At 69.3% G+C, this 25,923-nt stretch carries 27 protein-coding genes; 8 read left to right on the top strand and 19 right to left on the bottom strand.

The features are described from left to right. Positions 1-27 precede the first annotated feature (27 nt). A complete protein-coding gene (locus ACFWWR_RS15505; RefSeq protein WP_384303646.1) occupies positions 28-852 on the bottom strand; it encodes a methyltransferase domain-containing protein in 825 nt (274 codons plus the stop codon). Between the two features lie 50 nt (positions 853-902). Here ACFWWR_RS15505 and ACFWWR_RS15500 point away from each other — a divergent pair, with 50 nt between their 5' ends. Then, positions 903-1,436, top strand: a complete 534-nt coding sequence (locus ACFWWR_RS15500) for a DinB family protein (RefSeq protein ID WP_384303644.1) — start codon at positions 903-905, stop codon at positions 1,434-1,436. A 76-nt stretch (positions 1,437-1,512) separates the two neighbouring features. Next, positions 1,513-1,884, top strand: coding sequence for a DUF192 domain-containing protein (locus ACFWWR_RS15495; RefSeq protein WP_383858062.1), 372 nt, complete (start codon positions 1,513-1,515; stop codon positions 1,882-1,884). A 14-nt stretch (positions 1,885-1,898) separates the two neighbouring features. Here ACFWWR_RS15495 and ACFWWR_RS15490 read toward each other — a convergent pair whose 3' ends face one another. From ACFWWR_RS15490 to ACFWWR_RS15420, 15 genes are all read right to left on the bottom strand, one after another. Beyond that, positions 1,899-2,909 (bottom strand): alpha/beta hydrolase, encoded by a 1,011-nt coding sequence (locus tag ACFWWR_RS15490; RefSeq protein WP_384303642.1) that lies wholly within the window; start codon positions 2,907-2,909, stop codon positions 1,899-1,901. Positions 2,910-3,002: 93 nt separating this feature from the next. Continuing rightward, positions 3,003-3,635 (bottom strand): OmpA family protein, encoded by a 633-nt coding sequence (locus ACFWWR_RS15485; protein ID WP_383858057.1) that lies wholly within the window; start codon positions 3,633-3,635, stop codon positions 3,003-3,005. A gap of 7 nt (positions 3,636-3,642) precedes the next feature. Continuing rightward, entirely contained in the window at positions 3,643-4,224 is a 582-nt protein-coding gene (locus ACFWWR_RS15480; protein WP_384303640.1) for a hypothetical protein, read from the bottom strand. A 34-nt stretch (positions 4,225-4,258) separates the two neighbouring features. Then, a complete protein-coding gene (locus ACFWWR_RS15475) occupies positions 4,259-4,861 on the bottom strand; it encodes a pilus assembly protein TadG-related protein (protein ID WP_384303638.1) in 603 nt (200 codons plus the stop codon). After that, complete coding sequence (locus ACFWWR_RS15470; RefSeq protein ID WP_217241595.1) at positions 4,861-5,058, bottom strand: Flp family type IVb pilin; 198 nt, start codon at positions 5,056-5,058, stop codon at positions 4,861-4,863. Before ACFWWR_RS15470 ends, ACFWWR_RS15475 begins: the two co-directional genes overlap by 1 nt. A gap of 100 nt (positions 5,059-5,158) precedes the next feature. Beyond that, entirely contained in the window at positions 5,159-5,932 is a 774-nt protein-coding gene (locus tag ACFWWR_RS15465) for a response regulator (protein ID WP_384303636.1), read from the bottom strand. Positions 5,933-5,946: 14 nt separating this feature from the next. Then, a complete protein-coding gene (locus ACFWWR_RS15460) occupies positions 5,947-7,317 on the bottom strand; it encodes a sensor histidine kinase (RefSeq protein ID WP_384303634.1) in 1,371 nt (456 codons plus the stop codon). A 6-nt stretch (positions 7,318-7,323) separates the two neighbouring features. Beyond that, complete coding sequence (locus ACFWWR_RS15455; RefSeq protein ID WP_383858040.1) at positions 7,324-8,211, bottom strand: DUF5936 domain-containing protein; 888 nt, start codon at positions 8,209-8,211, stop codon at positions 7,324-7,326. 18 nt (positions 8,212-8,229) lie between these two features. After that, the gene (locus ACFWWR_RS15450; protein ID WP_383858037.1) at positions 8,230-9,174 is read right to left on the bottom strand and encodes a type II secretion system F family protein; all 945 of its coding nucleotides are present in this window, start codon (positions 9,172-9,174) and stop codon (positions 8,230-8,232) included. Between the two features lie 11 nt (positions 9,175-9,185). Beyond that, positions 9,186-10,523 (bottom strand): CpaF family protein, encoded by a 1,338-nt coding sequence (locus ACFWWR_RS15445; RefSeq protein ID WP_383858035.1) that lies wholly within the window; start codon positions 10,521-10,523, stop codon positions 9,186-9,188. Positions 10,524-10,533: 10 nt separating this feature from the next. Further along, complete coding sequence (locus tag ACFWWR_RS15440; RefSeq protein WP_384303721.1) at positions 10,534-10,911, bottom strand: TadE/TadG family type IV pilus assembly protein; 378 nt, start codon at positions 10,909-10,911, stop codon at positions 10,534-10,536. Between the two features lie 235 nt (positions 10,912-11,146). Further along, positions 11,147-11,536: a TadE/TadG family type IV pilus assembly protein gene (locus tag ACFWWR_RS15435; RefSeq protein ID WP_383858032.1), complete on the bottom strand. Its 390-nt coding sequence runs from the start codon at positions 11,534-11,536 to the stop codon at positions 11,147-11,149. Between the two features lie 38 nt (positions 11,537-11,574). Then, on the bottom strand, positions 11,575-12,834 hold the full coding sequence (locus ACFWWR_RS15430; protein WP_383858029.1) for a CpaE family protein: 1,260 nt from the start codon (positions 12,832-12,834) through the stop codon (positions 11,575-11,577). 9 nt (positions 12,835-12,843) lie between these two features. Further along, positions 12,844-13,551: a Flp pilus assembly protein CpaB gene (gene cpaB, locus ACFWWR_RS15425; protein ID WP_383858026.1), complete on the bottom strand. Its 708-nt coding sequence runs from the start codon at positions 13,549-13,551 to the stop codon at positions 12,844-12,846. Positions 13,552-13,617: 66 nt separating this feature from the next. Next, positions 13,618-14,490, bottom strand: a complete 873-nt coding sequence (locus ACFWWR_RS15420) for a hypothetical protein (protein WP_384303632.1) — start codon at positions 14,488-14,490, stop codon at positions 13,618-13,620. A gap of 333 nt (positions 14,491-14,823) precedes the next feature. On the opposite strand from ACFWWR_RS15420, the gene ACFWWR_RS15415 reads away from it, so the two are divergent. Further along, positions 14,824-16,521, top strand: coding sequence for a chitinase (locus ACFWWR_RS15415; protein ID WP_384303630.1), 1,698 nt, complete (start codon positions 14,824-14,826; stop codon positions 16,519-16,521). A gap of 79 nt (positions 16,522-16,600) precedes the next feature. On the opposite strand, the gene ACFWWR_RS15410 is transcribed toward ACFWWR_RS15415, so the two are convergent. Continuing rightward, positions 16,601-16,966, bottom strand: coding sequence for a hypothetical protein (locus ACFWWR_RS15410; protein WP_384303628.1), 366 nt, complete (start codon positions 16,964-16,966; stop codon positions 16,601-16,603). Positions 16,967-17,028: 62 nt separating this feature from the next. Continuing rightward, positions 17,029-17,586, bottom strand: coding sequence for a hypothetical protein (locus ACFWWR_RS15405; RefSeq protein WP_384303626.1), 558 nt, complete (start codon positions 17,584-17,586; stop codon positions 17,029-17,031). 445 nt (positions 17,587-18,031) lie between these two features. On the opposite strand from ACFWWR_RS15405, the gene ACFWWR_RS15400 reads away from it, so the two are divergent. The 5 genes from ACFWWR_RS15400 to ACFWWR_RS15380 are packed head-to-tail and all read left to right on the top strand — an operon-like array spanning position 18,032 to position 25,251. After that, positions 18,032-18,502, top strand: a complete 471-nt coding sequence (locus ACFWWR_RS15400) for a hypothetical protein (RefSeq protein WP_384303718.1) — start codon at positions 18,032-18,034, stop codon at positions 18,500-18,502. Then, a complete protein-coding gene (locus ACFWWR_RS15395; protein ID WP_384303624.1) occupies positions 18,499-19,113 on the top strand; it encodes a hypothetical protein in 615 nt (204 codons plus the stop codon). The genes ACFWWR_RS15400 and ACFWWR_RS15395 overlap by 4 nt, the downstream gene beginning before the upstream one ends. Next, a complete protein-coding gene (locus ACFWWR_RS15390) occupies positions 19,113-23,672 on the top strand; it encodes a putative T7SS-secreted protein (protein ID WP_384303622.1) in 4,560 nt (1,519 codons plus the stop codon). The genes ACFWWR_RS15395 and ACFWWR_RS15390 overlap by 1 nt, the downstream gene beginning before the upstream one ends. A gap of 24 nt (positions 23,673-23,696) precedes the next feature. Continuing rightward, on the top strand, positions 23,697-23,987 hold the full coding sequence (locus tag ACFWWR_RS15385) for a hypothetical protein (protein ID WP_384303620.1): 291 nt from the start codon (positions 23,697-23,699) through the stop codon (positions 23,985-23,987). A gap of 10 nt (positions 23,988-23,997) precedes the next feature. Next, positions 23,998-25,251 (top strand): DUF1266 domain-containing protein, encoded by a 1,254-nt coding sequence (locus ACFWWR_RS15380; RefSeq protein WP_384303618.1) that lies wholly within the window; start codon positions 23,998-24,000, stop codon positions 25,249-25,251. 190 nt (positions 25,252-25,441) lie between these two features. Here the strand turns inward: ACFWWR_RS15380 and ACFWWR_RS15375 are convergent, their stop codons facing one another. Continuing rightward, positions 25,442-25,885 carry a hypothetical protein gene (locus ACFWWR_RS15375; RefSeq protein WP_384303616.1) on the bottom strand — a complete coding sequence of 148 codons (444 nt, stop codon included), beginning with the start codon at positions 25,883-25,885 and terminating at the stop codon, positions 25,442-25,444. Positions 25,886-25,923: the final 38 nt, after the last annotated feature.

Raw genomic sequence — 25,923 nt, 5'->3', positions numbered from 1 at the left:
GCGCGCGGGTGAAGGCGGGCGTGAGCCTTACGGCTTCGGCTTGCGGGCGTCGAAGAGGTGGCGGGTGCTGTGGGCGACGAAGGGGCCCTCGGACTCGATCTGCTCGTGCAGGTCCCGTAGCCGGGGCTCATACGCGTCCACGGTGAAGCCGGGGACCATCCAGACGACCTTGCGCAGGAAATGGACGACGGCGGCGATGTCGCGGAACTCCATGCGGAGGCGCTCCGCACGCAGGTCGACGATCTCCAGGCCCGCGGCCTCGGCGTCGGCGCGTTCGCGGTCGGGATGACGGCCGCTGCGCTGTTCCTGGGACAAGGGCCCGAGGAAGCACTCGATGAGCTCGTACACACTCGCGGGCCCGACGTGTTGGGCGAAGTAGGTGCCGCCGGGCTCCAGGACACGGGCGATCTCAAGCCAGTTGGGGCGGACCGGGTGGCGGCTCACCACCAGGTCGAAGGCCGCGTCCGCGAAGGGCAGCGGCGCGTCGTCCGGCGAGGCGACGACGGCCACGCCCCGCGGGCGGAGCAAGGTGGTGGCCTTGGCGACGTTCGGCGGCCAGCCCTCGGTCGCGACGGTGAGCGCGGGCGCCTTCGGGGCGACGGCACCGAGGGCGAAGTCCAGGACCTCCCCTCCGCCGGTCTGGAGGTCCAGCGCGGCCGTCGCGGCGGCCAGCCGGTCCGCCATCGAGCGCGCATAGCCCCAGGAGGGCCGCGCCTCGGTGGCCCGCCCCTCGAACCAGGAGAAGTCCCACCCCTCGGTGGGGACGGCGGCACCCTCGGCGACGAGCTCCTCGAAGCCACGTCGCCCTTGCTCCCCCGTGCCGTGTTCCGTCATGCCGCGCTGCTCTGCCATGAGGTGATCGTCGCAGGGCGTTGTCAGTGGGCGCTGCTAGTTTTTATGGCATGACGAGCCAGGATGTTCAGGGCGTAGCAGGCACTTCGGGCATGCCGCACGCGGGCGGGGAGAAGGAGACGCTGCGCGCGAGCCTGGACCGCCACCGGGACGCGGTGCTGTGGAAACTGGAGGGACTTGACGACGAGCAGCTGCGCCGGCCGATCACCCCCTCCGGCACGAACCTGCTCGGGCTGGTGAAGCACCTCGGGTCGGTGGAGTACGGCTGGTTCGTGCAGGCCTTCGGCGGCGTGGTGGAGCCCCTGTGGTTCGACCCGTACAGCGCCGAGGACATGTGGGTGGGCGAGGACGAGCCGAAGACCCGGATCGTCGACTTCTACGGCCGCGCCCGCACCGCCGCCGACCACATGATCTCCACCCTGCCCCTGGACACCCTGGGCCACCCGGCATGGCGCCGGGACGACTCCGTGTCCCTGCGCTGGGTCCTGGTCCACATGATCGAGGAAACCGCGAGACACGCGGGCCACATGGACATCCTGCGGGAGCTCATCGACGGGGGGACGGGGGATCACCGGCCGGGCTGACCCGTCGGGGTGTTGCGCGTGATCATCGCCGGGGAGGATGAGGTCGAAGGCGCAGCGGGAAGGCGGGGGGCCGGGTATGGCGCGGTGGCGTGACGGGCGAGGGAAGCTGGTCGTACCCGGCGAGGGCGGGGCGGTCGTCAGGGTTCCACTGGAGATCGCCGCCTCGTACCGGGCCCGTACGAAAGGCCTGCTCGGCCGGGACTCGGTCGACGGAGCGATGCTCCTGTCCCCCGCCAACAGCGTCCACACCTTCCGAATGCGCATGCCCATCGACGTCGCGTACCTGGACCGGAGGCTCAAGGTCATCGCCGTACGCACCATGAGGCCGGGCCGGTTGGGGCTGCCGCGGGTGCGGGCCCGGCATGTGCTGGAGGCGGAGGCCGGGGGGATGGCGGGGTGGGGGGTGCGGGTCGGGGTGCGGATGGCGATCGAGGCGGAGGGGAAGTAGGCCGGGCGGCCGGGCTACACCGGGAGACCGTGCAGAAGGTCCGTGACGCGGGTCGGGTCCGAAGGGCCGAGGTGGCCGGCGTTCGGGAGGTTGTGGACCGTGAAGCGGTTGTCCGGGGTGAGTTCGTCGGCTTCCGCGATCATGCGGTCCTGGAGCTCCGGGGACACGGTCCTGTCCTTGCCGCAGCGTATGTACGTGCGGGGAATCCGGCCCCACGTGTGGGCGCGGCCCACCGCCCGGCCCGCGTACGCCGTCACCGACTCGTCCGTCTGCATGCCCTCCAGCACCCTCAGGAACTCGCCGTCCGTGTACTCCGCGCAGATCATCTCCTTGAACACGGCGAGGTCGCGGCGGCTGGAGGTACGCCAGTTGAGGCGCAGCACACCCAGCTTCTCCGGGTCCCCGACGATCTGCTCCACCGGCGTGATGGAGCGCTGCCCCTCGGGCGACGCCGCGCACGCGTCGAGCGACGGCATGCTGCGGCTCGGGCAGAAGGCGGCCAGATAGCAGATGTGCGCGAGGAGTCCGGGCACGGCGTCCGCGACCCTGCTGACCGACACGCCTCCCATGCTGTGCCCGACCAGCACGACGGGACCGCCGAGCCGCGCGGCCCGCCGTACGGCGCCCGTCACCCGCCGCTCGAAGTCGTCCAGGGTGAGCGCGGCGACCGGGGAGGGTTCGGTCGCGAGGGCCCGCAGGTCCTGCGCCTGGTACGCCCTCGGTATGAACTTCTCGGTTCCGTGCAGCGGTTGGTCCACCGCGACGACGCGGTGCCCGCGCAACGCCAGCTCCCTGCCGATCGCCGTCCAGAACACGCCCGCGCTGTGGGTGCCGTGGACCAGGACGTACGTACGGACTCCGGACTGCGTACGTCCCGTGGCGCGGCCGGTGTCGGTCGCCCGCGCGGTCCCCGCGCCGACGCCGACAGCGAGTGCGGCACCGCCGGCCGTTGCGGCGAGGCGCAGCGCGCGGCGCCGCGAGGGCTCTTGCTCTTCGTGGTGAGTCGTCAGCTCGTCATCAGTCATGCCGACGAGGCTACGAACGCCCTGGTCACCCCACCATGGCTCTGCCCACCCGGCCGACGGTGTACCTGGCACCACCTCCGGTGCCGCCGCGGATCAGTTCTCCGACCGGGGGAACGAGACCTCCACCCGTCGGTTCTTCTTACGGCCGGACTCCGTCGCGTTCGAGGAGATCGGGTACTCCTCGCCGTAGCCGCGGACCTCGAAGACCAGGTTCGGGTCGTTCAGTTCCTGGTCCAGGACGTCCTGCACGGCGTTGGCCCGCTGCTTGGACAGGACGTCGCCGTGGGCGGAGGAGCCGAGATTGTCCGTGAAGCCGAAGACACGGATCTTCGTCGCGTTCTGGGTCTTGATCTCATCGGCGATCGCGAAGATACGGGCCTTGGCCTCGGCGCTCAGCTTCGCGCTGTCCTTGCCGAACAACACCTCTGCCTGGAGCGCGAACTTCACGTCCGCGTTCGTGTCCTCACGGCGTTCGTCACCGCTCTGGTCTTCGACGACCTGCTTGATGTCGAGAACCTTGGCCTCGGCGAGGGTGGCGCCCTCGGGGAGCTTGAGGTCGGGGTCGTTGGCGTCGACGTTGACGGGGGCTGAGGCGGTGGGTTCGGTGCCCGGGGGGACGCTGGGGGTGTCGTCGGCGTGGACGCTGGTCGCGGTGAAGAGGTTCGTGGCGAGCATGACGGAGGCGGCGGTGAGGGTCAGGGCGAGGCGGGGGGGCTTGGGGGTCATGGGGGCCTCACCCAGAGATCTGGATGGTGGCGGAGGCGAATGTCGGCAGTTGGAAGGCCACTTCGGTCGTACTCGTGGGCGGCGCCGGGAACTGCATGAACACGGCCAGGTTTTCGCCCGCCTTGAGGGTGGAGAAGCCCGTCGTCGTCAACGGACGGCCGTCTGTGTCGCGGAGCACGTAGTACCGTTTCTTGCCCTTTGAGTCGACAAGCGTGGCGCCGCCGAGTGACCGACCGTTTCTGATGATCTCGGTCTCATCGCCACGCACCGCTCCGGGAACCAACACGCTCTTGTCTCCGTCGTTCTTCAGGCTGCCGTTCACCGTGACGAAACCGCCGGAATCACGCTCGGCAGAGGTGATTTGGAGAACCAAACCGTCCTGACCCTTCAACTCGGCCAAGGGCTCGTCGGACTGCCCATCCTGAGCACTCGGCTTGGACTCGCTCTCCTTCGAAGTGGACGCCGGGGTGTCCGGCTTCTTGTCGTCGTCGCCACCTCCGCCGCAGCCGACCACACCGACGGCCAGACCGGCCGCTACGGTCAATGCGACCATCCCCCTGCGGGCCCTCGCTGTGAACCGAATGCTCATCTCTCCGCTTCCTTCATCACTCGTCGTTCGCTCGTCAGTCGGCCAGATGGACATCGAAGAGGTCCTCGGGTTCCGGCAGAACGGTGAGGTCGTCCGGATCCAGGTCCCAGTCCCTGTCCCTGCAGTTGAGCTGGGGCAGAACGTCGTCCCCGACATCGTCCCCGGGAAGCTCGAACGTGCACAGCGGCTCGATCACTGCGGTGGCGGACTCCACGGACTTCATGTTCTCCGTACCAGGAACGATCGAGTCCCCGACGGGCTTGTTGGTCTCCACTTCGACCGTGTACTCCAGAGGCGTCGGCCACCCACAGCCGTTCACGGCGGCATCGTTCTGGGTGGCAAGCGCGTCGGCACGCCCGCAGGAGTCGACGAGTCCCGGTATCTCACCGTCGAAGATGTCCTGCCACTGGGTGGGATCGAGTACGTCCTCCACCCACTTGTCCGCGAGTTGGTCCCGGGTATCCAGAGCCGCCGCCAGAGCCGCCGCGTCGGCGGCCGTCTGGGCGCCGTTCCGGTTCGCCGCTGCCTGGCCGACCGCTAGGTACGCGAACGCGAGAAAGAGCAGACCCGCCACCACAGTGATGTAGATGGGAAAGGCCTGCCCTGCGTCATGGCTTCTATGGGGCCACGACCACATCAGCCGCCGGTGACTTCTGTGATCTTGTCCGTGATCGCGTCGTAGATCGTGGTGCCGATGTCCGTCCCCGTGATCGCCAACACGATAGCCACCACCACCGCGATGATCCCCAGGTACTCCACCGCGGTCTGCCCCCTGTCGTCGCGGGCAGCGCGGGCCTGAAGGTACGTGACGGTCGTGTTGATCCAGTTGCTCATGGTGTTCCCCTCCGCTGTCGTCGCCTTCGACACGCGAACCGTAAGCCGGAACACCCCGCCCTGCCGAGGGCCCCTGGGCCCAATTCCCGGTCGCCACAGGTCACCCCAGTCCCCGGTACGAACTCGGTGCCGTGCCCAGCCACTTCGCGGCGGCCTGGGAGCGGCTCGTGCTGTGGAGCTTGGCGAAGATGCGGTTGATGTGGTTCTTGACCGTCTTCTCGCTGATGAAGCAGGTGGCGGCGATCTGCTGGTTGTTCATCCCCGATGCGATGAGGTCCATGATCTCCGCCTCCCTGGTACTCAGCCGGAACCGCAACCTCGACGACTGTCCCACAGTTGGTTGCAGTTGCGAAAGTACTTTGCGGAAATTACTTGGATTACCTGGAGACGGGAGGCCTCGCAGCCCGAAATGCCCTGGTGGAGACGGTAGTTCATCGCTCTTCTGCGGAATGATTGCTTCCGCATTTTCGTATGCAGTCGCACCCTCCCGTGCTGCCGCCGCCCATACGGCCGTGACAAGCTCTTTCACCGTGAACTCGCCGTGGACCAGGTACCCGGCGGCACCTCGGCGCAGGGCCTCCTGGACGGTCTCCGGCTCTGCGCTGTAGGTCAGCATCAGCACGGGCGCGATCCGCACGAGGTGCGGGAGGGCCGAGATGCCGTCCATGCCGGGCATGCGGACGTCCAGGAGGACCACGTCGGGGCGGTGGTCGCGGGCCGCCGCGCAGGCCTCGTGGCCGTCGGCGGCCTCCGCGACGACCGTGATGTCCGCGCGGCCGGAGAGCAGGGCGGTGAGGCCTGCGCGTACCACCGGGTTGTCGTCCGCCACGACGACGCGCAGGGGGGTGCGGGGTGATGTCTGTCGGTCCGGCATCTTTCGGCCTCCTCTCAAAGGGTCGTTGGATGGGGGGTTGCGGGCTGGTTCGGGGTCACGGCTGCCAGGGGGAGTTCCACCAGGACCTCCGTGCCGCTCGGGTGGGCGCCCCGGCCGATGTCGATGCGGGCGCCGACCTTCGCCGCGCGTTCGACCATGCCGACCAGGCCGAAGTGGCCGGATCTGCGGAGGTGTTCGAGGGTGGTGTCCGGGGGGAGGCCGCGGCCGTCGTCGTGCACGCTGATGCGGAGCAGGTCGCCGTGGACGCCGGCGTGTACTTCCACGTGCGTCGCGGACGCGTGGCGGTGGGCGTTCTCCAAGGCCTCCGTGGCGATGGAGAGGAGTTGGCGGGCCACGGCGGGCGGGACGAGCGGCGGGCCGGTGTTGCCCTCGCCGGTGGGGTGGAAGGTGGCCGGGAGGGCCGTACGGGAACTGAAGTCCTCGGTGTGAGCGGCCAGTTCGGCCAGTACGTCCGTGCAGTGGGCAGGGTCCGACTCGCGGCGCAGGTCGGTGAGGAGTTCGCGGGACTCGGCGGCGGCGCGGCGGGCGGCGCGGGCGACCAGTTCTGCCTGCTGCTTCACCCGGGCCGGGTCCATGTCCGCCGAGCTCGCCGAGTCGGCGAGGCCGTCCGCCGCGAGGGCCACGCCGTGCAGGGTCTTGGCGACGGAGTCGTGCATCTCCCGTGCCAGGCGGGCCCGTTCGGCGCCGACCGCCTCGGTGACGGCGAGACGGGCCTTGACGGTGGCCAGCGCCTGCGTCGCCGTGCCGAAGCGGAGCATGAGCCCCCGCAGGGTGGAGCCCACGGCGCCGGTGATCACGCACAGTCCGGGCAGGAGCAGCCGCTCCGCCAGGCCGATGTGGGGCCCGTCTTCGAGGGTCGCGTAGACCAGCAGGAGGACCAGGGACTGGACCGACGCGAAGACGGCTGCGCCTCGCCAGCCGTAGAGGAGGCCGGCGAGGAGGGGTGTGCAGACGCTGACGTAGGCGAGCGTGGTGTCCGGGCCCGCGGAGACCAGGAGCAGGGAGCCGAGAAGGGTGTCGGCGGCGAGGAGGGTGGGGTGGCGGAGGAGGAGGGGGCCGAAGCGTTCCCAGTCTCTGAAGAGGACGTAGGAGGTCATGAAGGTGACCACCACGGCCGCGCCGACCAGGCGGACGCCCAGGCCGGGGTTGGCGTTGAGGAGGGCGGCGGGGGCGGCCAGGGCGATCATGGCGAGGCGGAAGCCGAAGACCTGGCGGCACATGGCCTGGAGGGCGTTCACCTGGACGGAGAGTGCGGGTGCGTCGAGGTGGGCCCCCTGTGGGGCCTGGTCTCCGTCGGCGCTCGCGCGGCCGATCGTCGCCGCGGAGGGCTGCGCCTCCCGCCCCGGCTTCCTCACCGTCAACATGCCCCCCTACTCCCCCGTAATGGACCCGAAGTCCGTGCCCGAGCCCAGCAGCAGGCCCGCCCCCAGCAGGATCATCGTGGCCGGGACCATGAACGTCGTGATCATCATCGTGGCCTTGGGGACCGCCCGCGCGGCCTTGCGGCGGGCGTTCTGGGCGTCCGTGCGGCGCATGTCCTTGGCCAGGGAGACGAGGGTGTCGACGATCGGCGCGCCGAGCTCCTCCCCCTGCTGGAGTGCCGTGACGAACATCGCCACCTGCTCGGAGTCGTTGCGCCGGCGCAGTTCCGCGAAGGCCTGGCGGCGGCTCATGCCGAGGTCCATCTGGCGCAGGGTGATGCGCAGTTCGTCGGCCCAGGGTCCCTCGTACTTCGACGCCACCCGGTCGAGTGCCTGCCGGAAGCCCAGTCCCGCGCTCACCACCACCGCGAGCACGTCCAGGAAGTCCGGCAGGGTCCGCTCGATGACGTCCTTGCGGATCCGGATCGCCGACCAGATGCCGACCTCCGTCCAGAACGCGCCGAAGGCCAGCAGCAACAGGGCCACCAGCAGATCGCCCCGGAGCAGGAAGACCAGGAAGCCGACGCCGCCCAGGAAGCCGTAGACCGCCCTGCGGGCCGCGTAGCGGTCGATCGTCAGGCCGCCGGGGTTGCCCGCGAGGTCGATCTTGCGGCGGTACTTCGCCACCTGCTTGGGGCCCATCAGCCGCAGCACCGCGGGGGCGTAGCGCATGCCCAGGCGGTCGATCAGTGAGTCCACCGCGCCGGTGCGGGTGGCGCCGACCTCCAGGGCCAGCGCGAGGTCGCTGGGCAGTTTCGCGTCGGCCCGGTACATGCGGATGCCGGCGAAGACGCCCCAGACGCTGAGGCCCATCAGCAGGGCGAGCAAGAGTGCCATGGTGTGATCCCCCGCCGCTCAGACGTCGATGCGGGACAGGCGGCGGATGAGGATGAAGCCCACCGCGTACAGGGCGAACGCGACGATGACCGCCCCCTGGCCGACCGGTGAGCCCGTCATGCGGTCCAGTGCGCCGTCCTTCACGCCGTTCATGAGGAAGAGCGAGCCCACGCCCAGGACCGGGACGGCGTACGAGGTCATGCTCACCTGGGACAGCTGTGTGCGGACCTCGCGCCTGGTCTCCTTGCGCTCCTCCAGCGTCTCCGTGAGGTTGCGCAGCGCGCTCACCACCTGGCCGCCCGCCCGGTTGGACAGGACCAGGGTCGTGACCAGGACGACCAGTTCGCGGGACGGCAGCCGTTCGGCCATCTCGCCCAGCGCGTCGTCCAGCGTCGCGCCCACCGCCAACTGGTTCGCCACCTTGGCGAGTTCCTCTCCGGCGGGGGCCTCCAGCTCGTCCGCGGCCATTCCGATCGCCGTGCGCAGGGCCAGTCCCGCCTGTGTCGCGTTGGCCAGGATGCGGGCCATTTCGGGGAGTTGGTTGATGAACTTCTCGATGCGTTGCTGCCGCTGCCAGTTGAGGAACTGGACCGCCGCCCAGATCCCCAGCAGTCCGGCGATCGGCCCGAAGAAGGGGGCCAGCGTGGCCTGGCCGATCAGCCAGAGGCCGACGACCGCGGCGAGCATGCCGGCGAAGAACTCGCCGGGGGTGATGTCCAGGCCGGTCGCGGCGAGGCGGAGTTCCAGCTTCCGGCCGAGTTTCATACGGCGCAGTCGGCGGTCCAGGTTGCGGAAGTGGCGTCGGCGGCCGGTGAGCGGTATCTGGCCGGCCGCCGCGAGGCGTTCCACGAGTGCGGCCCGCTGCGCCCTGCCCTTGGCGTAGGTGTGGACGCCGATGACGGCGAGTACGCAGGTCAGCAGCGTGATGCCGGTGGTGAGGGTGAGGAGGGTCTGGAGATCCATGGGGGTGGTTCCTACCTGGCTACTCGGGTGGCTAGCTGATCTGCGGACTGGGCCACGCCGAAGGCCTGGGGCGTGGGTTGGCTCGCCATGTAGAGGCGGTCGGCGGTGCCGCGCGGGATCGGGAAGTACTCGAATCGGCCGTAGATCCGGCCGTCGGCCGCCATCGGCTGGGCGTTGAAGCGGGCGACCGTGGCGATGCGGTACGGCTCGCTGCCGTGGCTGTCGAGCAGCGCGATCTCCGTGATGCGGCGGACGCCGTCGGCGAACCGGGTCAGCTGGATGATCACGTCGATGGCGCTGTTGATCTGGTCGTGCAGCGCCTCGAAAGGGATCTCGACCTCGGACATCGATGCCAGGGTCTTGAGCCGCATCAGCGCGTCCTCGGCGCTGTTGGCGTGCACGGTGGCCAGGGAGCCGTCGTGGCCCGTGGACATCGCCTGGAGCATGTCCAGGGACTCCCCGCCGCGGACCTCGCCGACGACGATCCGGTCGGGGCGCATGCGCAGCGAGTTGCGGACCAGGTCGCGGATGGTGACCCGGCCCTGGCCCTCCACGTTCGGCGGGCGCGACTCCAGGCGGACCACGTGCCGTTGCTGGAGCTGGAGTTCGGCCGAGTCCTCGATGGTGATAATGCGGTCGCCCTCGGGGATGAGCCCGGACAGGGCGTTCAAAAGCGTGGTCTTTCCGGTGCCGGTCGCGCCCGACACGATGATGTTGAACCTCGCCTGCACCAGCCCCGCCAGCAGATACAGCATGTGGTCGTCGAGGGAGCCGAAGCCCGCCAGTTCCTGGAGCGTGAAGGAACGGGGGAAGCGGCGGATGGTGAGGATGGCGCCGGTGAGGGACAGCGGCGGGATGATCACGTTCACGCGCTCGCCGGAGGGGAGGCGGGCGTCGACCATGGGGTTCGACTCGTCCACCCGCCGGTTGACCGTCGAGACGATCCGCTCGATCGTCTGCATCAGCTGGTCGTGGGAGGGGAAGCGCAGGGGCAACTGCTCGACCCGGCCGCCGCGTTCGACGAAGATCGAGTCCGGGCCGTTCACCATGATCTCGGTGATCGACGCGTCTTCGAGGAGCGGCTCCAGGATGCCGAGGCCCAGCGCCTCGTCGACCACCCTGCGGATCAGCTGGGAGCGCTCCACCGTCGACAGGACCGGGCCCTCCCGGCTGATGATGTGCCCGAGCACCCGCTCGAGACGGGCCCGGCGCTCGGCCGCCGCCAGCGAACTCATCTCCGCGAGGTCGATCTCCTCCAGCAGCTTGGCCCGGTAGGAGGCGACCAGGTGGCCGTCCTCGCCCCGGCTGCCGTTCTCCTCGGGGGAGTTGATGCGTGACCGCAGACTCATGGGTGCTTCCTCAGTGGTCGACCGGCATGGTGGCGGTCTTCTGGGCGGGATCGAAGTCCCAGCCGGGGACGACGGACGGGATGTCGACGGTGGCGGTGACGGTGACCTCGTCGGCGCCGAAGGCTGCGGAGCAGTCGGTGCCGTCCGCCAGCCAGCCGCTGACCGCGTTCTGGCAGCCTTCCTGGGCGCCCATGTCGAGCGAGGCGGCGCGCGCTCCGGCCCTGGCCGCCGTTCCGGCCTGCTGGGCGGTGTAGGCGATGAGCCCGATCTGGACGCCGGCCAGTGCCACGAGGATCAGGATCGGGATGAACCCGAGGTATTCGAGGGCGACCTGGCCCCGGTCGCGGCCTGTGCGGAGGCGTCCGGTGCGGAGACGTCCGTTCCGGATGCGCCTGTCACGGACCCGTGTGTCGCGGAGGCGTCCCTCGCTGAGGCGTCCGTTCCGGAGGCGCCCCTCACGGACCCGTGCGTCCCGAAGACGTCCCTCACTGAGGCGCCCCTCACGGACCCGTGCGTCGCGGAGACGTCCCTCCCGAAGACGTCCCTCGCGGAGGCGCCCGTTCCGGAGACGTCCGTCGCGGAGACGTTCATTGCGGACCCGTCCTTTCCCGTCGTACGACATCTCAGTCCTTCACCTCCTCCACGGCCCCCGCGTGGCCCTTGACCTCGAACGGGAAGCCGATCGAGCCCGGGAAGAGGACGGGGACCTGGAGCGTGACGTCGGCCGTGACGTAGCCGCCGGCCGTGCCGCAGTCCACCGTGCCGCCCCACGCGTCCGGGAGCTTGTCCATGCCCGCCTGCACGCACGCGCCCTGGCGCTCCCCCTCCGGCACCGCCGTCGCCGCCCGCACCGCCTCGTCCGCAGCATTCCCCGCGAGCGTGTACGTGTATCCCAGCAGCACGAACTGCCACATCAGCACCAGCGTGAGGATGATCAGCGGGGTCATGCCGAGGAACTCGACGGTGACCTGGCCGTCGTCCCCGCGCCGGCGGCGGTGCGATCCGTCGCGCATCCCTTGGCGGATCCCGAGGCGCGTCCCGAGGCGCACCGCTACCTCCCCAGCTCTCTGCGCCGCCGAAAGCCGATCGCCGTCCGGTCGCCGCCGCGAAGCCGGCCCGCGCGGTGGCCGGGCGCCTCGGACCCCTTGACCAGTCCGAGCTCGCCCGCGAGGCCCCAGAGGGCCTGTTTCACCGTGCTCCTGTTGTCCAGTTCGTGGAGGCGGCCGGCGTCCACCGCGCTCTGCAGTTCCTTGAAGTTGGCCGGGATCGCGGTGCCGGCGACGGGGGTGCCGGTGATCTTCTGGATCAGCGGGGGTTGGATCTCCGTACCGCGGGTGTGGCGGTTCACGACGACGGTCGTCTCCTCGGCCTTGCGGATCTGCAGCCGGTCCCACATCCGTACCGTGCGCTTGGCGCCCCGGACCGCGACCACGTCCGGCGTCGTGACCAGCAACGCCGTGTCGGCCATCTCCACGGCGGCCGCGCCCGCGCCGCCGAGCTGGGAGCCGCAGTCGACGACGACGACGTCGTAGCGGGAGCGCAGGGCGCTGACGATCTGGCGGGCGGCCCGGTCGGTGACCTCCTCGCCGCGTTCGCCCTCTCCGGGGGCGAGCAGCAGCGCGAGGCCCGTGTCGTGGCGGAAGACGGCGTCGGCGAGGACGCGCGGGGAGATGTCGGTGATGGCGGCCAGGTCGACGACCGAGCGACGGAACTGGACGTCCAGGAACGAGGCGATGTCACCGGTCTGGAGGTCCATGTCGACCAGGGCCGTGCTGCGGCCGGACGCCTGGGCGGCGAGGGCGAGCTGGATGGAGGTGAGGGTCGTGCCGACGCCCCCCTTGGCGCCGCTGACCGTGACGACGGTCCCGCCGACGCCGGTGAACACGTCGCCGCCGGCGCCCAGGTGACGCCGTACGCCCACCGACCACTGGGCGACCGCCTGCACGCGGATGGCCAGTTCCTCGTAGCCCAGCGGCAGGGCGATCAGGCCGCGGGCGCCGTAGTCCATCGCCGCCTGGAACAGGCCGGGGCTGGCGTCGGAGGTGACGAGGATGACGCCGACGGCCGGGAAGCGGAGGGCGACTTCACGGATGAGCTCCAGGGCGGGAACCGGGCCGATGCGCTCGTGGACGACGACCACCTCGGGCAGTTCGTCGATCGACTCGGCGGCGAGGCGGGCCAGGGTGTCGATGAGCTGTGTGGAGTCGACCACCGGGGACACCGGCTCGGCGTCGGGGAGCTGGCTGAGGAGGGTGGTGATGGACCGGGCCGCGTCCGCGTCGCCGACAGCGGGGAGGATCCTCGTGGGCATGGCGGCCTCTCACTTGTCCTTGCCGAGTTCGTAGGTGCGGTCCTGTTCCGGGACGGTGGTGTCGGTGCCGGGTGCGACCAGCGCGAGCCGGACCTCCTCGGCGAACGACTCGGCGTACGTGATGCGCTGGGCGTCGACGGTGGTGAGCGCGAAGGTGATCGGGACGGCGTCGGTCTCCTGCCGGGCGCGGTCGCTCTCGTCGGGCTTGAGGGCGGTCAGCTTGCCGACGTCAAGGACCTTGGCGTTGGTCACGATGATCTTGGACTGGGCGGGGTCGCCCTCCCGCTGTCCCTCGAACGTGGCGTACACGTTGACCGTCGCACCCGGCGTGATCTTGCCCGCGACCCCGGTCGCCGCGTCGATCATGATGGCGACCTCCTGCTGCCCGGGCTGCAGAGCGGGCTGGTCGACGATCATGTCGCTCTGCAGCAGGGAGCCGGCCTTCAACGTGGTGACGGCGATCTTGCCGCGGATCTGGGCGAGGTCGGTGACCGCGGTGGACGGCAGCCAGCGCTCGGGCATCTCGGTCTTCTCGAACTGGCCCGTGGAGAGGCTGGTGTAGGGCTTGACCTCGGACTTCAGCCGGTACGCCGTGACCTCGGGTCCGACCTTGGACTTCACGTCGTTGATGACGGACAGCACGCCGGCGAACGCGCCGAGGGCGCACAGGACCGACAGAAGCAGGAGTATCACGCCGCGGCGCTGACGGGAGTTCATGAACCGTGCAACCTCATTGGGGGTTCGGTCGAGCGGAGTCGGGGGGTGCGGGTCTGCCGTGAGGCGTTACCCGGCGGGCAGTTGGTTCTCGCGAACAGGTGACACGGGCGCTGTGGCGGAGCAGAAGACGCAGCGGTCGCCGATGACGTCGATGCCGCACCAGTGACAGGTGTTCTGCCGTACCGAGGTGACCAGTTGGTAAAGCACCGACAGATCGGGCAGGAAGGTGCAGAACTCGATCAGCCTGCCGGTCCCCCACCACTGCGTGGACTCGGTCGGCAGGGGACTCTCGCGCAGCCCCTGCACCTGCCACGCCTTGGCCAGCGAGGCGGTGACCCAGTCGGACTGGAGCTGCCCCTTCGCCACCAGCATGGAGGTGGCGAACTCCGGCCCCGCGAGGGTGGTCCCGGGCCCGAGCCGCTCCAGCTGCGGCTGCGGATGCGCGAGCACCGCGAACTGGCTGCCGGGCACCCAGGACTTCGCGTGCGACTTCAGGCCCACGGGGACGCGGTCGAGTTTGGCCACGGAGCCGAGGAGCGCCCCGGCGTGGATGTAGTGGGTGAGCAGCCGGCCGGCCGAGGCGAGCACGCCAGGGCTGAGGTCGCAGGAGGCGAGCTGCCTCAACTGGCGGGCCAGGACGGCGAGTCCGAGTGGTGGCAGTTCGGGACGGAACAGGGCGATCCGGTCGCTCTCCAGCAGGGAACGTACGGTGTGCAGCCGCCGTTCCGTCTTCTCCGGGACCGCTTGCGAGCACACGACGATCACGTGCCCGTTCTGGTCGATCAGCGACTGCAGGACGGCCAGCGACCGGTCGAGCGGCTCGGTGTCCAGGCCCGACAGGACCACGGCGGGCATGGTCCGATCGTCCTGCGGTGGCAGCGCCATGTCGGCACTGGTCACGGCGATGGCAGTTGGCACGCGCAGCTCCCCGAATCCCATGCCTGTCGGCCCGCCCGGCCCTACCCCGGCGCACCCAGTCGACTTCACTGCGTGACTACCTGAGCACTGTATCCACGCCCCTGTGACCGGAGAACAGCGTTTCTGTGACTTCCTGGTCCTGTTGGGAGTGCAAAAGGGGGCTATTTCAGTCCAGATGGGGTGCATGTGCCACGAGATCATTTGCTACGAGGGTGAGTTGATCCGGCGATGAGACCCTCTCCCGCTCTCGACCTCTTGACAGGTGAATTGGTCTGGACCAACTTGTACGTCCAACGGTGGCCACCGTCGTCAATCTCCGCCCCTCTCCGCCCCTCTCCCCCACCGGAGGCTTCAGTGGACCCCGTACCAGGCATACCCAGACGGACCCGCCTGCTCCTTGCCGGAGCCCTGGCCCTCGCGCTGGCGGTGGCCGGCGCGGGCCCGGCGTCCGCCGCGGACGTCAACAACGTGAAGAACGCCGGCTTCGAGTCGGGACTGACCGACTGGACCTGCTCCACGGGCAGCGGTACGACGGTCTCCGCGCCGGCGCACGGCGGCTCGGCCGCGCTGAAGGCGACGCCGGCCGGGCAGGACAACGCCCGCTGCACCCAGACGGTGGCGGTGAAGCCGAACTCGACGTACACGCTGAGCGCGTGGGTGCGGGGCGGGTACGCGTACCTGGGCGCGACGGGCACGGGCACGACGGACGTGTCGACGTGGACGCCGGATTCCTCGTCCTGGAGGCAGCTGTCGACCTCGTTCAGGACGGGCGCGTCGACGACCGCGGTGACGGTGTACACGCACGGCTGGTACGGGCAGGCGGCGTACTTCGCGGACGACGTGTCGGTGTTCGGGCCGGACGGGGGCGGGGGCGGGGTTCCGGCGCCCACGGTCCCGGGGGCGCCGAACGGGCTGTCGGTGTCGGGAACCTCCGCGTCGTCGGTCTCCCTGTCGTGGAGCAACGTCTCGGGCGCGACCGGCTACAACGTCTACCGGAACGGCACGAAGGCGACGGCCGTGACGGGAACGTCCGCGACCGTGACGGGCCTCGCGGCTTCGACGTCGTACTCCTTCCAGGTCACGGCGACCAACGCGGCGGGAGAGTCGGGGAAGTCGGCGGCGGTGACCGGCACGACCACGGCCTCTCCGGGCGGTGGTGACGTCTCGCTGCCGAAGCACGCGGTAACCGGGTACTGGCAGAACTTCAACAACGGCGCGACGGTCCAGAGGCTCTCCGCCGTCCAGTCCCCGTACGACATCATCGCGGTGGCCTTCGCGGACGCCACGACGACACCGGGCGCGGTGACCTTCACCCTCGACTCCGCCGGTCTGGGCGGCTACACCGTCGACCAGTTCAAGGCGGACGTGAAGGCGAAGCAGGCCGCCGGGAAGAAGGTCGTCGTCTCGGTGGGCGGCGAGCGTGGGGCGGTGTCGGTGAACGACTCGGCCTCCGCGACCAACTTCGCGAACTCGGTGTACGCGCTCATGCAGACGTACAGCTTCGACGGCGTCGACATCGACCTGGAGAACGGGCTCAACGCGACGTACATGACGCAGGCACTGCGGGCACTGTCCGCGAAGGCGGGGAGTTCCCTGGTCCTGACGATGGCCCCGCAGACGATCGACATGCAGTCCACGTCCAACGCGTACTTCCAGACCGCCCTGAACGTGAAGGACATCCTCACGGTCGTCAACATGCAGTACTACAACAGCGGTTCCATGCTGGGCTGCGACGGCAAGGTGTACAGCCAGGGCTCGGTGGACTTCCTGACGGCCCTGGCCTGCATTCAGCTGGAGGGCGGGCTGGCTCCGTCACAGGTGGGCCTCGGACTGCCGGCCTCGCCGAGTGGCGCCGGAAGCGGGTACGTGTCCCCGTCCGTGGTGAACAACGCGCTCGACTGCCTGACGAAGGGAACGGGCTGCGGGTCCTTCAAGCCGGCTCGCACCTACCCCGACCTGCGGGGCGCGATGACCTGGTCGACCAACTGGGACGCGGCTGCGGGGAACGCGTGGTCCAACGCGGTGGGGGCGCACGTGCACGCGTTGCCGTGACGAACGCTGACGAGCGGGACACCCAGGGCCGGCCGGACCGTGCTGCCGGTCGGCCCTGGGCGTGACTTCTCGGACCTGTTCAGCTGGTGCGTCGATCCCTGGAGACCAGCCACTGCCAACGCCGGCGCTCCGCGACGAGGCTCGCGGCGACGAGGAGAGACACAAGGACTGCCGCAAGGGTGGGCCACACCACCCACGCGGAGATCACGGCCGCGGCGAACTGGAGCACCACGAGCAGGATGGTGACCGGGCCCGGGACCGGGACGATCACCTGCGCCTTGTCACCCGGGGTGGAGAAGACGGTCGGAAGACCGATCAGCACCACCACCGCCAGGGCAGCGAGCACCCACGAGTACGCGGCCAAGGCCCAGGGGGTGGCCACCCAGGCGACGAGTTCCGAGGCGAAGCGCAGGGCGGATGCGGTGCGGTCGTCCGGTCGTTCCACGTACGTCCCCCAAGAGCTGTGTCGACCATCAGCGGGGGAGCTTACGACGTGCGAGGACGTCCTCACCGCTCAACGTAATGCAGACACAGCGACGTCGCACCATCCGCGCTGTACTCCAGGTCGGCGAGATAGTCCCCGGCCGCGCACCCCTCCGCCCCGGGCTCCGTCACCTCGAACTCCGCGTCGGACGAACCGCAGGCCTCCGGCTTCAGGTCCTGGGCACTCCAGGAACCGTCGTTGCGGGCGCACGAACCGACCGTGAGTGTCTCCGGCGGATCGTCCCCGACGACCATCCCGATGACCAGCAGCACCGGAATGGCCATGACGATCAGACCGAGCGCGGCCAGCGGCACGGCGACGACGAGGCCAGCAGGGCGTCGCAGCACCGGTTTGCCCGGGTCGAGCGGCGGGCGCCGGCTCCCGGTGGTGGGCTCGGGGAGGCCGCGCAAGGTGGACCGGGCACTGAGGTTCAGCAACAGGACGAACGGCGTAATGATCGCCGACAGTGGCCCCCACCAGCCCTGCACCAGGGTGTCCGCCTGCATCTGACGGAAGACAGCCGTCCCGCAGGTCCGACAGAAGAGGCCCTCCCGCCGCAGGAACCGCATGATCACGACCATGCCCTGATGTCCACGAACGGTCACCGCCGCGGCCGGCGCAGCTCCGCACACCTCACACACGAGGCCGGGCCCGGGCATGGCTCCCACGGGCGCCGGTCCGGCGTACGGGTAGGGCTGCGTCGGCGTCGGAGGCGCGTACGCCGGGTGCGGGGCAGGAGGCTGCTGCTGGAAAGGGGGCATGGGTGGCGGTACGTTCACGGGGCCTCCGTCGGTGATCAATGGCCGGTGACGCACCTTACCGACACCCTCAACTGCCCCGCCCGACGGCCGAGTCCGGCATCCCGCCACCGGCGAGGTCGACTACCGGCCATCCTGATCACTCGTCAGTGTGACCGCGTTGCGACCCCCAAGATGCGGGTGTGATGATCCCGCCGTGGCGGATCCAGGGGGAAGCGACGCGGCAGCCGGGCACGTGCCCAGATCCCGCCTGTCCGACTACGTGGAGATGACGGATCGAGGCGTAAGAGGCGAGGGTCGTGTGCAGTCGGACTCCTCGCAGGCGGGTTCGGACACTTCGCGATCCGAAGCGGAAGTGGCCCGTGGGCGCCGCGAGTTCACCGCGCTGCTCGGTGAGTTCCGTCGTACCGCTGTGCTCGTACCGGTCACGGAGGACGGGTTTCCGCTGACCGGGGACCAGGGCGGAATCCGTTGGATCTACGCCTTCTCTGACGAGTCGGCGTTGGCGCGATTCGCCATCGCGAGGGGTGACGGTTCGCGGGAGTGGGCGTATCGCCGGGTCCTGGGCGCGCGGTTGCTCGATGTGGCTGTTCCGGCGGTGGGTGTTCCGTGCGGGGTGGCGCTGGATGTGGGGAGCGGGGGCGAGGGTGTGCTGTTCCCGCCGGTGGTGGGGATCGTGCCGGACGCGGCGGCTGTGGATGGGGAGACGACGGAGATGTACGCGAAGGGGTCGCGGTGAGCGGGGGCGTGGGCGGGGCGGGGGGCGGTAAGGATCTGCAGGCCGTCGGGCTGGGTGAGATCGCCAAGGGCATCACGCTGACTTTGGAGGAGCTCAGGGAGCTCGGTATCGACAGTCTCGCCGGGGTCGGCCGTGGGTTCTCGGAACTGCAGCTGTCGGGGTTGAAGTTGGGGCATGGGGAGGTGGCGTCGGCTTTCGAGTCGTTCTGCGAGCGCTGGGAGTGGGGAGTGCGGGCACTGGTCGCGGAGGGGAACGACTTCGCGGAGGGTGTGCGGCTTTCGGCGGGCACGTACTACGAGACGGATCAGTATGTCGAAGGTGCGATGAAGATCGTCGCCAACTCCGCGGCGGGCAATCCGTACGCCACCGAGGACGACGTCACGCGGATGAGCTGGCAGGAGCTGAACGAGAACACCGCGCTCGCGAACCCCGACTACAGCGCGGACTCCTTCGACCAGGCGTGGGAGAACAGCAAACAGGGCTGGACAGACACCAACCAGGACGTCATGACCTCGCACACGATCGCGCCGCCGGGGCTGAATCCGGCAGACCTGCGCGGTGTGACCGAGGTGAGCGACACCGAGGACGAACAGGGCGGGAACGCCGGCTGATGGGAATCGGGGACCTCGCCAACTCCGCTGTGGGCAAGCTGGAGGACGGCCTCGACGCGGGCAAGAAGCTTATGGGCGAGGGCGTCGACAAGGGTGCGAACGCCGTCAGTGACCGCCTGGACGACATGGGCGCCCACGACTGGGCCGACAAGGTCGACGCCGCCGGTGACAGCATCGCCTCCGACCTCGGAGCCACCCCGGACGAGCAGCAGCTCGGCCACACGGATCAGCCCGCCCAGCTGATCCACGGCGACCCTGCCGACATCAGGAAGACTGCCGCCCACCTGACGGACTTCCGCACCGCCTTCGACACCGTGGGTCAGGGCATGCGGAAGCTGGACTCCTCGACCTGGAAGGGCGAGGCCGCCGAGACCTTCCGCGAGAAGTTCGCCATGCACCCGGTCAAGTGGCTGCACGCGGCGGACGCCTGCGACAGGGCGGCCAGGGCACTGACGGCGTACGCGGACACCGTCGAGTGGGCGCAGGGGCAGGCCAGGGACGCCATCAACCTCTACCAGGCCGGCAAGGACGCCGATGACAAGGCTGCCGTCGCGCGCGCCAAGGAGATCCTCAGCGAGGCCCGCCGCCAGCGCAACGACGCCGCCGGCACCGCCGCGTCATCCGTCCGCGCCGCCCGCGCCCATGCACCCGCCGAGCCACCGCCGCTCGACCGTCTGAAGTCCGACTGGGACGACGGCCTCGGCGCCGCCCAGACCGAGCTCAACCATTTCGTGGGCGGCGTGGCCAAGGGCACCGCCGGCCTGATCAACTTCAGCCGCGGCCTGAATCCGATAGACCCGTACAACCTCACCCACCCGGCCGCCTTCGCCCAGAACGTCAGCATGACGTTGTCGGGCCTCGTCTCCACGGCCGCGCACCCGGAACGCGCGGTGAAGTCGTCGTGGGAGGAGTTCAAGAAGGACCCGCTGGAGTTCGGCGGCCGGCTGGTACCCGAAGCGATCGGCACCAAGGGGGCCGGGCTGGGGCGGGGCGGGCTGCGGAGCACGGTCAGGGAGGGGCTGGAACAGGCGGCGGAGCGGACAGCGCGCAATGACGCGAAGGGGGTCGCCGACAACTCCGCAACGGACACGGCCAGAACCCGCCCTGAACAGTACGACACCACCAACCCCGGCGAACAGGTCGAGACGGACCTCACGGACCCGGTGGACCTCACCACCGGAAAGATGTATCTGCCGCAGACGGACGTGACGCTGCCGGGTGCTCTCCCTCTCGTCTTCAGCCGCCGCGTGGAATCGGGTTGCCATCACGGCCGCTGGTTCGGCCCCTCCTGGACGTCGACGCTCGACCAGCGCCTCGAAATCGACTCCGAGGGCGTCGTTCTCGTCACCGAGGACGGGCTGCTCCTCGCCTATCCGCACCCGGCACCCGGCCTGCCCACGCTCCCCAGTCACGGCCCGCGCCGGCCGTTGGACCGGGAGGACGGCGGCTACACGGTCACCGACCCGCAGACGCGCCGCGTGTGGCACTTCGCCGACCGCGGCGCCGGCCTCGCGGTCCTGGAACAGATCGACGACCGCAACGGCAACTGGATCACCTTCGAGTACGACGCCCAGGGCACCCCGCTCGGGATCGTCTCCAGCGCCGGCTACGACGTACGGGTCTCCACGGAGGAGGGCAGGGTCACGGCCCTGCGCCTGTCGGCGGCCGACCAGGTGCTGATGCGCTACGGCTACACGGACGGCAACCTGACCGAGGTCGTCAACTCCTCGGGCCTGCCGCTGCGTTTCACGTACGACGAGGCGGGCCGCGTCACCTCCTGGACCGACACGAACGACCGGACCTACACCTACGAGTACGACGACCAGGACCGCTGCGTCGCCGAGGGCGGCACACACGGTCACATGGCCCTGCGCCTCTCCTACGACGAGACGGACCCGGACACCGGTCTGCGTGTGACCACCGCGACCACGGCCGCAGGCCACACCCACCGCTATGTCGTCAACGACGCCTGCCAGGTCGTCTCCGAGTCCGACCCGTTCGGCGCGGTGTTCCGCTTCGAACGCGACCGCTACAACCGCCTGCTGTCCCGAACCGACCCCCTGGGCCACCGGACCACGTTCCGCTACGACGAGACAGGCAACCTCCTCGCCCTGACCCGCCCCGACGGACGCGAGGCGAGGGCCGAGTACAACGAGCTCGGCCTGCCGGTGAAGGTGGTGAGGACGGACGGGACGGTCGTCCGCCAGACCTACGACGAACGCGGCAACCGCACCTCGGTGACCAGCCCCTCCGGCCAGACCACGCAGTTCACCTACAACGAGGCGGGCCACCTGACCTCGGTGACCGACCCACTGGGCCACACGACAACCGTCGTATGCGATCGCGCAGGCCTCCCCCTCCAGATCACCAACCCACTGGGCGCGGTCACGCGCTACGAACGCGACGACTTCGGCCGCCCCGTCGCGATCACGGACCCGACGGGTGCGGTGACCCGCCTGGAGTGGACGACCGAAGGCCACCTCTCCCGCCGCACGGCACCGGACGGCACGACCGAGACCTGGACCTACGACGGCGAGGACAACTGCACCAGCCACACGGACCCGATGGGCGCGGTCTCGACCTTCGAGTACACCCACTTCGACCTGCTGACGGCCCGCACGGGCCCGGACGGCGTGCGCTACGAGTTCGACCACGACCTGGAACTGCGGCTGACGAAGGTCACCAACCCGCAGGGCCTGACCTGGACGTACGACTACGACGCGGCCGGACGTCTGGTCACGGAGACGGACTTCGACGACCGCACACTCACGTACACGTACGACGCGGCGGACCGCCTGGCTTCCCGCACCAACGCGCTCGACGAGGTCGTGACCTTCGAACGCGACGAGTTGGGCCGGGTGATACGCAAGGACGCGGCCGGCCAGGTGACGACGTACGCGTACGACATGACCGACCGACTCGCCCGGGCGACCGGCCCGGACGGTACGACGCTGACGTTGCTGCGGGACCGTTACGGACGGGTACGGTCAGAGACCGTCGACGGGCGTGAACTGACGTTCACGTACGACGAGTTGGGCCGCCGAACAGGCCGTAGAACACCGACCGGTGCGGCGACGACATGGTCGTACGACGAGGCGGGCCGCCGCACCGGCATGGTGGCCTCCGGCCGCCCCATCGACTTCACCTACGACGTGGCCGGCCGCGAACTGTCCCGCCACATCGGCGAGACCGTCACCCTGGAGCACGGCTTCGACGAACTCGGCCGCCTGACGACCCAGTCGGTGACGGGCGCGATCGGTCGTACCGTCCAGTCCCGCACCTACACCTACCGTGCCGACGGCAACCTGACCGGCATCGACGACCAACTCTCCGGCACACGCCGCTTCGACCTCGACGCGGTGGGCCGGGTGACGGCCGTGCACGCCGCGAACTGGACGGAGACATACGCCTACGACGCCGCGGGCAACCAGACCTCGGCATCCTGGCCGGAGGCTCACCCCGGCGCGGAGGCGACCGGCACGCGCGAATACTCGGGAACCCGCATCACCCGAGCGGGCCACGTCCGCTACGAACACGATTCCCTCGGCCGCATCACCCTGCGCCAGAAGACCCGCCTGTCCCGCAAGCCGGACACCTGGCGGTACGAGTGGGACGCCGAGGACCGCCTCACCTCGGTGACGACCCCGGACGGCACCCGCTGGCGCTACACCTACGACCCCCTCAGCCGCCGCACGGCCAAACTCCGCCTGGCCGCCGACGGCGAAACCGTCGCCGAGCGCGTGGACTTCACCTGGGACGGCACGACCCTGTGCGAACAGACGACGACGTCCCGGCAACTACCGAACCCGGTCACCCTCACCTGGGACCACCAGGGCCCGCGCCCCATCGCCCAGACCGAACGCATCACAGCCGCCGACGCCCCGCAAGAAGTGATCGACTCCCGCTTCTTCGCCATCGTCACCGACCTCGTCGGGACCCCAAGTGAACTCATCGACGAACAAGGCGAGATCACCTGGCACACTCGCAGCACTCTGTGGGGCACGACCGCCTGGTCGGCCAACAGCACGGCCTACACGCCTTTGCGCTTCCCCGGCCAGTACTACGACCCCGAAACCGGCCTCCACTACAACTACTTCCGCCACTACGACCCCGAAACCGCCCGCTACCTAACCCCCGACCCCCTCGGCCTCGCCCCCGCACCCAATCCGGCTACCTATATCCACAATCCGCAGGTGGCCACAGATCATCTGGGACTCGCTCCCGGCGACTGCCCGCCTGATACCGCCCAGAGGGAGCCATCTACCAAGAATGGCCCAATTGCCGTAATCGGAAGGCGACCCGATACTGGAGCGGCCATCGATTGGGAGGGGCATGATGTTCTCAACGTGCCGGATGAGCTTTACAGCCGAAAACTCAACTACGAGTGGGTGCAAAAGATTATCACCGAAGGCAGGGATGTCTACGTAGCTTCCAATGCGACGCCCGAAAATCTATATAACGAAGTCGGATCGCCGAGGCCCTTCAAGCGTGAACTTGATCAACTCGAAAGCGCCGGATACGTTCGCTCCGGAGACTACCTACTCTCCCCTGATCACTAGCAGCAGCAAGACAAAGGATGAAGAGTGGAACTAACCCCTCGCATTAAACGGCGAATCGCCCAGGATTACACCGGTGAAGATCGACAAGCCGTCGAAGAAATCCTTTTCGAGATCGTAAACGATTACGATAGAGGAGTTGGTGGCGCGGAAAGGATCGCAGCAGCCACACTAATTCACGGTCAGGGCAAAGTGGACAGGTTCTTGCTGGCGGCACAAATCGCCCGCGAGGACATTCGAGATATTTTGACGAATTCTGGGCTGGAGCATGAAGACTGGCGCGAACGTCTGGACGCAGAATTCGGCACAGATTCCTGAGGATGTTCCTATGTCTTTCGGCCCTCCACCTCCAGGTTTCGGACCTCCGATATCACCGGCCTGGACCGCACCGAGCGACGTCGAGCAGACGCTGCTCGACGCCAAGTCGCGTGGGGACTGGGCGGCGTACTTCGCCACCCTCGCGGAGAACCGGCTGTTCTTCGAGGTGTGGCGGGACAAGGTGGATGCCGGAGCAAGTGGGACGTACCCGGTGTTCGGGCATGATCCGCGAGCCGGCGGTCCGATCTGGGCCGTCTACACCGCGGGAATGCTTCCCGCACCGGAGCCGAACCGGGTTTTCAACTGGAACACCCTCAAGTGGTTCGCCCGGGTGTGGCTGCCGACCGATCCGCCGGTGATCGTGATCAATCCCGGCAGCCCGTGCGAGGCGTTCCTCCCCGCCGCGCCGCCGCAGTCCGCAGCCTGGGCACAGTACTCACGAAGTGAAGGCGATCCAGAACCCTCCTTGCGTCTGCGCACGCTCAGCGTCGGCGGTCCGCTGCACGGCCCCGTCGCCCACGGCCTTGCCTGCGGCGCCCTCCTTTGTGTCACCAACGGTTCCTGGTGGAACGCCATGGCCTGGCACGGCACCGGCTATCCCAACGAGCGCAAGCGACTCCGCGAGTGGTGGGGCATCACCGATCGGGATGAATGGCTTTCCGCCCTGCGGAGGCTCATTGACTGTGCATCACACAGCTCTGTATGGGAGTTCGCGCTCACCCTGCGCCGGACCATCGCGCGCGACTTCGGTGGACACGTCGACGTCGGGTATTGGCGTCAGGCCGCCGCCAACGTCATTCGCGGCAGGGACGCCGGCTCGACCGTGGTCACCGCCGATGGTGTCACCCAGGTCGATCCGCTTCCCGCAGCGGAGACGGAGGCCCGCATCGAGGGCGTGCAGCGGCTCATCGGGCGTGTCACCCGGTATGAGGCACGGATGCGTGCGGACGGGGTGCTGGACGAGGGCCGGTACGTCAGCTCTGTCGACGCGTGGGACCTCGGGCGGGCCTCCAAGATGGCCCGGTGGGGGCTCGGCGCCCGGTTCGGGAGCTTGGAGGAGGCCGAGGCCGTCGTCATCAAGGCCGGTCGGACTGCGGCACGGTCGTACAGGTCGTGGCAGGAATTCTCCGCCGGATACATCCTCGGGCGGTGCCTCCACTTCGACGACGAGGAGTTCGGAAGCTGGTATCAGGACATGGTCAGCGCTCACCGCATCCTGATGTCCGACCCCGGGAGCCCCTGGCTCAACATCCCCTTCCGGTAGCCCGTCCGTACGACGCGGCGCTCGTCCTCGGCAGGGTCGCCCACATGCGCGTTCCGCCGCCGGGTTCGCGTGCTTCGCCGAAGCCCCAGTCCCGTCCCTTCACAGGCACGGCAGACGCAGGCCACGACGCGGAGGGCTGCGCGGCGGCGGTGTCGCAGGCCGTGGCGCTGCACCCGCCCGCCCCGGCGGCCTACCCCATCGGCCGGTAATACCCCAGCACCGCCGCCAACTGCGCGAACCACTCCCCCAACAGCTCCCTCGGCTTCGCGTCCACGACGCACTCGTACATCGTGCCGTCGAGGTGGACGACGGCCATCATGAGGGACTTGCCGGAGGGGCTCGCCTTGTAGTGGACGCTGCGGATCTCGGGCCAGGGGAATTCGGCCTCGTGGCCGTTGATCTCGAGGTAGACACCCGACGCGTCGACCGCGATCGAGCTGTGGCGATGGACCGCGAGGAACTCCGGGCCGGTGGGGGTGGGCTGGGGCGGCGGCGCGTACCCGTACTGCGGTGGCGGTGGGCCGAAGCCCGGGGGTGCGGGCGGCTGCGGGGGCTGATGGCCGTACGGCGGCTGGGGGCCGTAGGGAGGCTGGGGGCCGTAGGGAGGCTGGGGGCCGTACGCCGCGTCGTTCATGGTCCGTGTACTCCTCGCGCCTCACCGTGGGGTCCCCG

This window comes from Streptomyces sp. NPDC058678 (assembly GCF_042714835.1).
Taxonomy (GTDB): Bacteria; Actinomycetota; Actinomycetes; order Streptomycetales; family Streptomycetaceae; genus Streptomyces.
Note: the sequence above shows the minus strand (reverse complement) of the source record. Positions and strands in the feature narration are given on the sequence as shown.

Bases quoted from the DNA above. Each gene is read 5' to 3' on its own strand.
- ACFWWR_RS15505 (WP_384303646.1), bottom strand. From the start codon at position 852: ATGGCAGAGCAGCGCGGCATGACGGAACACGGCACGGGGGAGCAAGGG.
- ACFWWR_RS15500 (WP_384303644.1), top strand. From the start codon at position 903: ATGACGAGCCAGGATGTTCAGGGCGTAGCAGGCACTTCGGGCATGCCG.
- ACFWWR_RS15495 (WP_383858062.1), top strand. From the start codon at position 1,513: ATGGCGCGGTGGCGTGACGGGCGAGGGAAGCTGGTCGTACCCGGCGAG.
- ACFWWR_RS15490 (WP_384303642.1), bottom strand. From the start codon at position 2,909: ATGACTGATGACGAGCTGACGACTCACCACGAAGAGCAAGAGCCCTCG.
- ACFWWR_RS15485 (WP_383858057.1), bottom strand. From the start codon at position 3,635: ATGACCCCCAAGCCCCCCCGCCTCGCCCTGACCCTCACCGCCGCCTCC.
- ACFWWR_RS15480 (WP_384303640.1), bottom strand. From the start codon at position 4,224: ATGAGCATTCGGTTCACAGCGAGGGCCCGCAGGGGGATGGTCGCATTG.
- ACFWWR_RS15475 (WP_384303638.1), bottom strand. From the start codon at position 4,861: ATGTGGTCGTGGCCCCATAGAAGCCATGACGCAGGGCAGGCCTTTCCC.
- ACFWWR_RS15470 (WP_217241595.1), bottom strand. From the start codon at position 5,058: ATGAGCAACTGGATCAACACGACCGTCACGTACCTTCAGGCCCGCGCT.
- ACFWWR_RS15465 (WP_384303636.1), bottom strand. From the start codon at position 5,932: ATGCCGGACCGACAGACATCACCCCGCACCCCCCTGCGCGTCGTCGTG.
- ACFWWR_RS15460 (WP_384303634.1), bottom strand. From the start codon at position 7,317: ATGTTGACGGTGAGGAAGCCGGGGCGGGAGGCGCAGCCCTCCGCGGCG.
- ACFWWR_RS15455 (WP_383858040.1), bottom strand. From the start codon at position 8,211: ATGGCACTCTTGCTCGCCCTGCTGATGGGCCTCAGCGTCTGGGGCGTC.
- ACFWWR_RS15450 (WP_383858037.1), bottom strand. From the start codon at position 9,174: ATGGATCTCCAGACCCTCCTCACCCTCACCACCGGCATCACGCTGCTG.
- ACFWWR_RS15445 (WP_383858035.1), bottom strand. From the start codon at position 10,523: ATGAGTCTGCGGTCACGCATCAACTCCCCCGAGGAGAACGGCAGCCGG.
- ACFWWR_RS15435 (WP_383858032.1), bottom strand. From the start codon at position 11,536: ATGCGCGACGGATCGCACCGCCGCCGGCGCGGGGACGACGGCCAGGTC.
- ACFWWR_RS15430 (WP_383858029.1), bottom strand. From the start codon at position 12,834: ATGCCCACGAGGATCCTCCCCGCTGTCGGCGACGCGGACGCGGCCCGG.
- cpaB (WP_383858026.1), bottom strand. From the start codon at position 13,551: ATGAACTCCCGTCAGCGCCGCGGCGTGATACTCCTGCTTCTGTCGGTC.
- ACFWWR_RS15420 (WP_384303632.1), bottom strand. From the start codon at position 14,490: ATGGGATTCGGGGAGCTGCGCGTGCCAACTGCCATCGCCGTGACCAGT.
- ACFWWR_RS15405 (WP_384303626.1), bottom strand. From the start codon at position 17,586: ATGGTCGTGATCATGCGGTTCCTGCGGCGGGAGGGCCTCTTCTGTCGG.
- ACFWWR_RS15400 (WP_384303718.1), top strand. From the start codon at position 18,032: ATGACGGATCGAGGCGTAAGAGGCGAGGGTCGTGTGCAGTCGGACTCC.
- ACFWWR_RS15390 (WP_384303622.1), top strand. From the start codon at position 19,113: ATGGGAATCGGGGACCTCGCCAACTCCGCTGTGGGCAAGCTGGAGGAC.
- ACFWWR_RS15380 (WP_384303618.1), top strand. From the start codon at position 23,998: ATGTCTTTCGGCCCTCCACCTCCAGGTTTCGGACCTCCGATATCACCG.
- ACFWWR_RS15375 (WP_384303616.1), bottom strand. From the start codon at position 25,885: ATGAACGACGCGGCGTACGGCCCCCAGCCTCCCTACGGCCCCCAGCCT.